Raw genomic sequence first — 6,000 nt, forward strand, 5'->3', positions numbered from 1 at the left:
CACCTCTGATGAATGTTTAGAGGCCGATTTGTACGTCTTCTAAGATACCGAGTGCATCAGGGACGAGGACGGCTGCTGAATAGTAAGCGGTAACGAGATAAGAGATGATCGCCTTTTCGCTGATGCCCATGAATCGGACAGACAGACTGGGTTGGTATTCGTCAGGGATACCAGTTTGATGTAAGCCAATCACCCCTTGCTTTTCTACACCAGTGCGGAGCAACAAAATAGAACTAGTGCGGGCATTGCTAATGGGGATCTTGTTGCAGGGAAAGATGGGTACGCCCCGCCAAGCAGGTACCCGGTTGCCACCCAGGTCGATGCTTTGTGGATAGAGACCGAGGCGGTTGGCCTCCCGACCGAAGGCAGCGATCGTGCGAGGGTGAGCCAGGAAGAATGCCGGCTCTTTCCATACCGTGGCCAGCAGTTCGTCAAGGTCGTCGGGGGTAGGTGGGCCACTACGGGTGTAGATGCGTTGTTTGAGGTCGGCGTTGTGTAACAAGCCGAATTGACGGTTGTTGATCAATTCATGTTCTTGACGTTCCCGCAACGCCTCAATGGTCAGGCGTAATTGTTGTTCGGTCTGATTCATTGGTTCGTTGTACAGATCCGCTACCCGAGTACTCACTCGTAATACGGTTTGGGCAACGCTCAATTCATATTCGCGGGGTGAAAGTTCGTAATCTACAAAGGTTCCGGGCAATTCTGTTTCCCCAAGATGTCCTGAACTCACCTCAATGGAAGCTTCACCGTACTCGTTCTGTTGTCCTTCTGGGCGAGTTCTGAAGCCATCGACGTGAGCTTGTAGGGCCTCAGATTGGTTGAGAAGTTCCCGAAATGCCTGTTGTGGTAGGACTAATACCGTGGTTCGGGTAACTGCTTTGGCTGTGAATTCCCAATTGCTCTGCGACTCTAGCAACACCTGACCACCAAAATAGTCACCGTCAGCCAACACACCCAGCACGGTCTGTTCGTCATACTTGCCAACACCAATCTTGTCCACCTTGCCATGAGCGATCAGAAAAAGCTGATTGGCTGGTTGGCCTAACTCCACAATCGTGTCACCGGGGGCAAACTCCTGCTGAACAAACCGACCCGCCAACGCATTCAACACTTCAACGTTGTCAAACCCTCGCAGCAATGGCAGTTCACCAAGTTCCTGGGGTATTACCTGTACATCGGCTCCAGTGTTGGAGAAACTCAACCGCCCATCACCTACGGTATAGGTTAGCCGACGGTTTACGCGATAAGTACCACCCTTGGTTTGTACCCAAGGTAACAGTTTCAACAACCACCGTGAGGTAATGCCCTGCATCTGCGGTGCAGATTTGGTCGTCGTCGCCAAGTTACGCGCAGCAGATGTACTCAAACTCAGCCGGGGATGCTCATTCTCAACATCCAAATTTGACTCAATAGATTCTGTCATAATCTAACCCTCTATTCTATAGTTACTAAAAAAACCGATCTGACTCGATCGAATACCGATCTTGGACTAAAGAACCCGACCCGACTTGATCGAGGACTGAACTTAAACCCCCTGCACCGATCAACGATCTGATCCGCGCAGCCGAAGTGCCCAGACCTGTGGGGCCATTGAGTAGCCGCCCTTCTGCCGAACTATTACGCAATTCAAATTCCTTATAGCGGTCTACCGTCACATGCCACTTGAGGACACCGCACATCCACTGCTGTAGTTTCTCGACGTATCCGTACAGTTTCTCGCGGGTACTTGCGTCCAAGTCGAAATCGTCGAACAGGGCTGGCAGTTCAGTGGCAACGATGTGTTCAAACTGACGAGCGCGAGAGGTCATCAGATTGTTAACCACCTCGACAGCCTGCGGCAGATCGCAGTTGAGGAATTGCTGAACGACCAACACGCCGTTATTGAGTTCGCCCTCGAATTCTATTTCTTTCTGGTAAGAGAAGATATCGTTGGTCAAACAGGCAAAGTCGGCGGCTGAATTATCCAGTTGGCGCATCGATCGCGTCCGGTAGATTTCCTGCGGGATCTCGTCGCCCTGAGCTAGTCGAGATAAGCTCATCGTCAGATCCGAGCCAAAGGTCTTACGGCGCATCTCAACATAATCAATTGGGTCTGGAATCCGGTTTTGGATTTGGTTGGCGAGTTCCCATAACCAACTTTCGGTCATATCCGCGATCGCACGGCGGAACTGACCCCGCGCGTTTTGGGACATGGGACCAGCTGTGCGAGACCACAGATCGGCCAAGCCACGTTCTACTGGGTTGGTCGGTAAGGGGATGGGGCTGGAATCAAGAGGCATAAACGCCAACAGTCGAGCGTTAAATACTTTTGCACCCGCCATATTGCGGCTGTGTCCGTAGAGTGCTGGGAAGTAATCGTCAGCATAAGTTCCCCAGACAAGCCAGCCCGCCGTCAGATTCAACTCAGCACCGGATGCATTGGGATGGATCAACGCCCCGCATAAGGCTACGTCGGCAACATCGAACTTGTGGTCATCCCAGATGACGGCTTCAGGAATGCCTGGTAGTGAGTCCAGCATCCCCATCTGGCGGGCCCATTCTTTGGAATGCTGCCGCGCGGCATCCAAATGAGAATTCAAACTTGTCGCGAACGGCATGTAAAACTTCGGCAGCGTTACCGGCCCCACAGCTTGGTATGGAACATGAGTGAAGTTCTTGAATCTTCCCAAACCCAAGGTGCTGTATAACGATCCAATCCGTGCAGCCGATGTGCCCAGCCCAGTGGGCCCACCAAGAAGTGGGGTGGATGCCGAAGAATTGTCCCCTCCCTTGTTCATGTAGCGGCTCGATCGCATGTGCCACTCATGACCGCCTGACTGCCAATCCTGTAGTCCTTTGATGTATAACAGAACGTTCACACGAGCCACCGGGTCTAGTCCGTATTCTTCAAAGAGGGGCAGCAGTTCTGTAATGGCGGTGTTGTCAAACTGCTGTAACCGCGAGGTTAGCAGTTCATTGGTGAGGTTGGCTGCCTCCTGCGTACTCACATTTAGGAAGCGCTCAAAGACCAACACGCAGTTGGCATTTTCGCCTTCATCTTCGACTTCTCTCTGGTAGGAGAACAGGTCGTTACGAAGATGCACTCCATCAGCAAATGTGTCTTTCAGTACACGCATCGGTCGAGTTGTGGCGATTTCGTCTGGAATCTCAACAAACACAGCGTGTTCGACGAGATCGGCTGACCACGGAGCGCCACCAACCTTGCGGCGCATCTCGATGTATTCGATTGGGTTAGCAATCCGATCTTGGCTGATATTGGAGAGTTCCCACAAAGACTCTTCTAGAAGGTTCTTGGTACTCTCGGAAAACCTACGCCGCCAGTCCGCAGACTTGGTGAATGCGGTACGAGACCACAGGTCGCCCAGACCACGTTCCACCGGGTTGGTGGGAACTGGGGGGGTGTCGGTGGGGTAAACTGGCATGAATGCTGGTAGTCGGTTAAGATACTCCTTCGCACCAGCCATATCTTGGGTGCGCTTATAGATTTCAAGGAAGTGATCGTCAAAGAAGAACACCCAAACATACCAATCGGTCACTAGGTCAAGCTCCGCCCCTGGTGCATCTGGATGAGTATAGGAACAAAGCAAGGCGTAGTCGTGGGCATCGAATGTCCGCTCGTCCCAAATAGGAGAGCTTTCCGCTTCCTCTTGTGAGCCAAGTATCCCCATTTGGTAGGCCCACGCTTTGGAATGCACTCGTGCCGTTTCTAAATTTGGGTTGAGCCGCGCGGGCCAAGGCATGTAAAATTCTGGCAGTTCAAAGGGTTGCATGATCTGCGCGTAACCTCCTCTGGGGTCTTTTTGCTGTCTTTATTTCGTGGCCGATCTCAGCACCGTTGCAGTTTACAAGTATTCTCGACAACCGGGCTAAGTCCCCACATTTGGTTTCCTCGTAGTGGCTTGTATCCAGGCGATAAGACAAGATGTTGTTAATCCGAATAACAAGCGATGTACGTTTCTTTGAAGTTGTCTATAACGAAAAATAAGGCATTTGAAAAAGCTATTTAGGTCATTACTTATTTCCGATGCTGGTAAATGAATTTTTAGTGATTTATGATGATGCCTCCATAACTTTTCATAGTTTTAGAAAAAAAGCAATCCGTATACTAAAGCAATTAAACGATAGTTAAATCAAAAACTTAATAATTAGAAGACAGTTAAGACAGTTAAGTTGATAGTTAAATCAAAAACTTGATAATTAGAAGACAGTTAAGACAGTTAAGCAGATAGCCAAAAGATTTAAGACAGTTATTAAACAATAATTACTAATTGTAAATTTTTCGCAACTAATATCGATTAACAAAGAATTTCTTGTCGTTAAGGGGCACAACAACGATTAATTAAAAATTATGTCATTTGGCGTGAAATGCATATCCTAAATAGCTTTTCACTTATAAGAGGTTACGGGTGGGGCCAAAAGCGATCGCAGCCAGTAGTCTGTTTCTTTGAGAGAGTTAATAAAGTAAAAATAAAATTATCCTATGGTGGGTTCGGCGCATATTTTCAGATGATTTGTCACAAAAATTTCATCAAAGCGCCTAATGCCTCAATACTTCTCGGATAAGGATTGAGTCGTCCTAAATTCAGATCCCCCCGCCTACGGCGACACCCTTTTTAAGGGGGTAAAAGAGGATTAGAAGCCCCCCTTTTTAAGGGGGGTTGGGGGGATATGCAACGACTAATTGCGCTAACCGAGAAGTATTGCCTAACGCCTAGCTGCGCGAACAAGTCGGGAAACCTGCCCAACGCGCTGGTTCACCGTAACACTCTCTAACTTTTGATTTACTTTATAAATAGTTTCTGAAGTAGATGAGTAATATTTTTAATTTTTAATTACTTTGAGGTGTCACCTCAGCACTAGGTGTCGGTGTAGGTTCAGGTGTGGGGGTTTCTGTGGGAGTTGGCGTAGAAGTTGGTGTTGGTGTTTCTGTGGGAGTAGGTGTGGAAGTTGGTGTTGGTGTTGGTGTTGGTGTTGGTGCAGGCGCGGGATTTTCCGCCGTGATGGTGAGTCGATAGTCTTCTGGTTTCGATGCTGTGGAAACCACGACAAACTCGTAAAAACCTTTTTCTGGTAATTTTTTTGATAAACTGCGCTGGGGAGAATCTTCTAAAAATTGGATTTTGCCAGATGGTGAATATATTGATAACAAAACTTGGGAATTTGCCTGTAGTTTCAATTCCAAAGATTGATCTTTCGCCAGTCCGGCAATAAATACTTTACCATCACCAGGTTGAAGAATACCGTTGACTGTTTTGCTAGTTGCACCCGGATCAAAAACAAGCTTCTGAAAAGCGGTACCGTTGAGGATCGCACTAAGTTTATCGCTTACAAAACCGTACCAAACTTGTCCAATTGGCTGATCTCGAAAATCTTTACCACGCTGTTCAGGAAATACACTTAAAAAAGCTGCATCTCCCAAATCATACAAAGAACGACTACCAACATTGATTTTGTTGACTTCTACTTTCCAGCGATCGCGTTCAGCAGTTGTATAAGTTCCCAGTTTTCGGCGGGTGTTGGAACTCAGTGGCGCGAGTTTTTCCAGCAATTCTGAGGCTGTTTTATCCCATTCTGCCCGTAAACTCTCATCTTCAGGGCCATCGCTGAGAGTGCGTCCCCGTAAACTGGGGTTTCTGTCCCAAAAAACTTGATTCACTAAGTTCACGTAGAAGTTAGAGTTAATCCCCAACTGTTGACGGCGATCGCTTAATCTTTCTTTGCGCTGTCGTTCTGCTGGTGAATATTGCGCTAAAGGATCGGTTGGTTGGTTACTGGTTGGAATTGGGCTGGCTATAGGAGTAGGTGGGACTTCTACAACATTATTTCGGCGGCTATTCAGTCCCCACAAAATTAATCCAACACTACCAACTACCGCCGCCGCCACTAGGAAGGTTTTTGTTGGTGTCCACCAACTTGTGGACTGAGGGGATGGGGGAGGTGAGGAAAATGATGGGGATGGGGGAGAAGGTGGAGAGATGGCGACAGTAGCGGATGTGG

At 48.4% G+C, this 6,000-nt stretch carries 2 protein-coding genes and 1 pseudogene; all 3 read right to left on the bottom strand.

The genetic code is table 11. The annotated features are described in order from the left end of the window. Positions 1-16 precede the first annotated feature (16 nt). Positions 17-1,426 (bottom strand): family 2B encapsulin nanocompartment shell protein, encoded by a 1,410-nt coding sequence (locus CDG77_RS23955; RefSeq protein WP_094331850.1) that lies wholly within the window; start codon positions 1,424-1,426, stop codon positions 17-19. Positions 1,427-1,451: 25 nt separating this feature from the next. Further along, entirely contained in the window at positions 1,452-3,773 is a 2,322-nt protein-coding gene (locus CDG77_RS23960) for a family 2 encapsulin nanocompartment cargo protein terpene cyclase (RefSeq protein WP_094331851.1), read from the bottom strand. A 1,058-nt stretch (positions 3,774-4,831) separates the two neighbouring features. Beyond that, positions 4,832-6,000: pseudogene (locus tag CDG77_RS35705) on the bottom strand (serine/threonine protein kinase); the annotation flags it as partial.

It is taken from the genome of Nostoc sp. 'Peltigera membranacea cyanobiont' 213 (assembly GCF_002245975.1).
Taxonomy (GTDB): domain Bacteria; phylum Cyanobacteriota; class Cyanobacteriia; order Cyanobacteriales; family Nostocaceae; genus Nostoc.

Coding starts and splice junctions, on each gene's coding strand:
- CDG77_RS23955 (WP_094331850.1), bottom strand. CDS start 1,426: ATGACAGAATCTATTGAGTCAAATTTGGATGTTGAGAATGAGCATCCC.
- CDG77_RS23960 (WP_094331851.1), bottom strand. CDS start 3,773: ATGCAACCCTTTGAACTGCCAGAATTTTACATGCCTTGGCCCGCGCGG.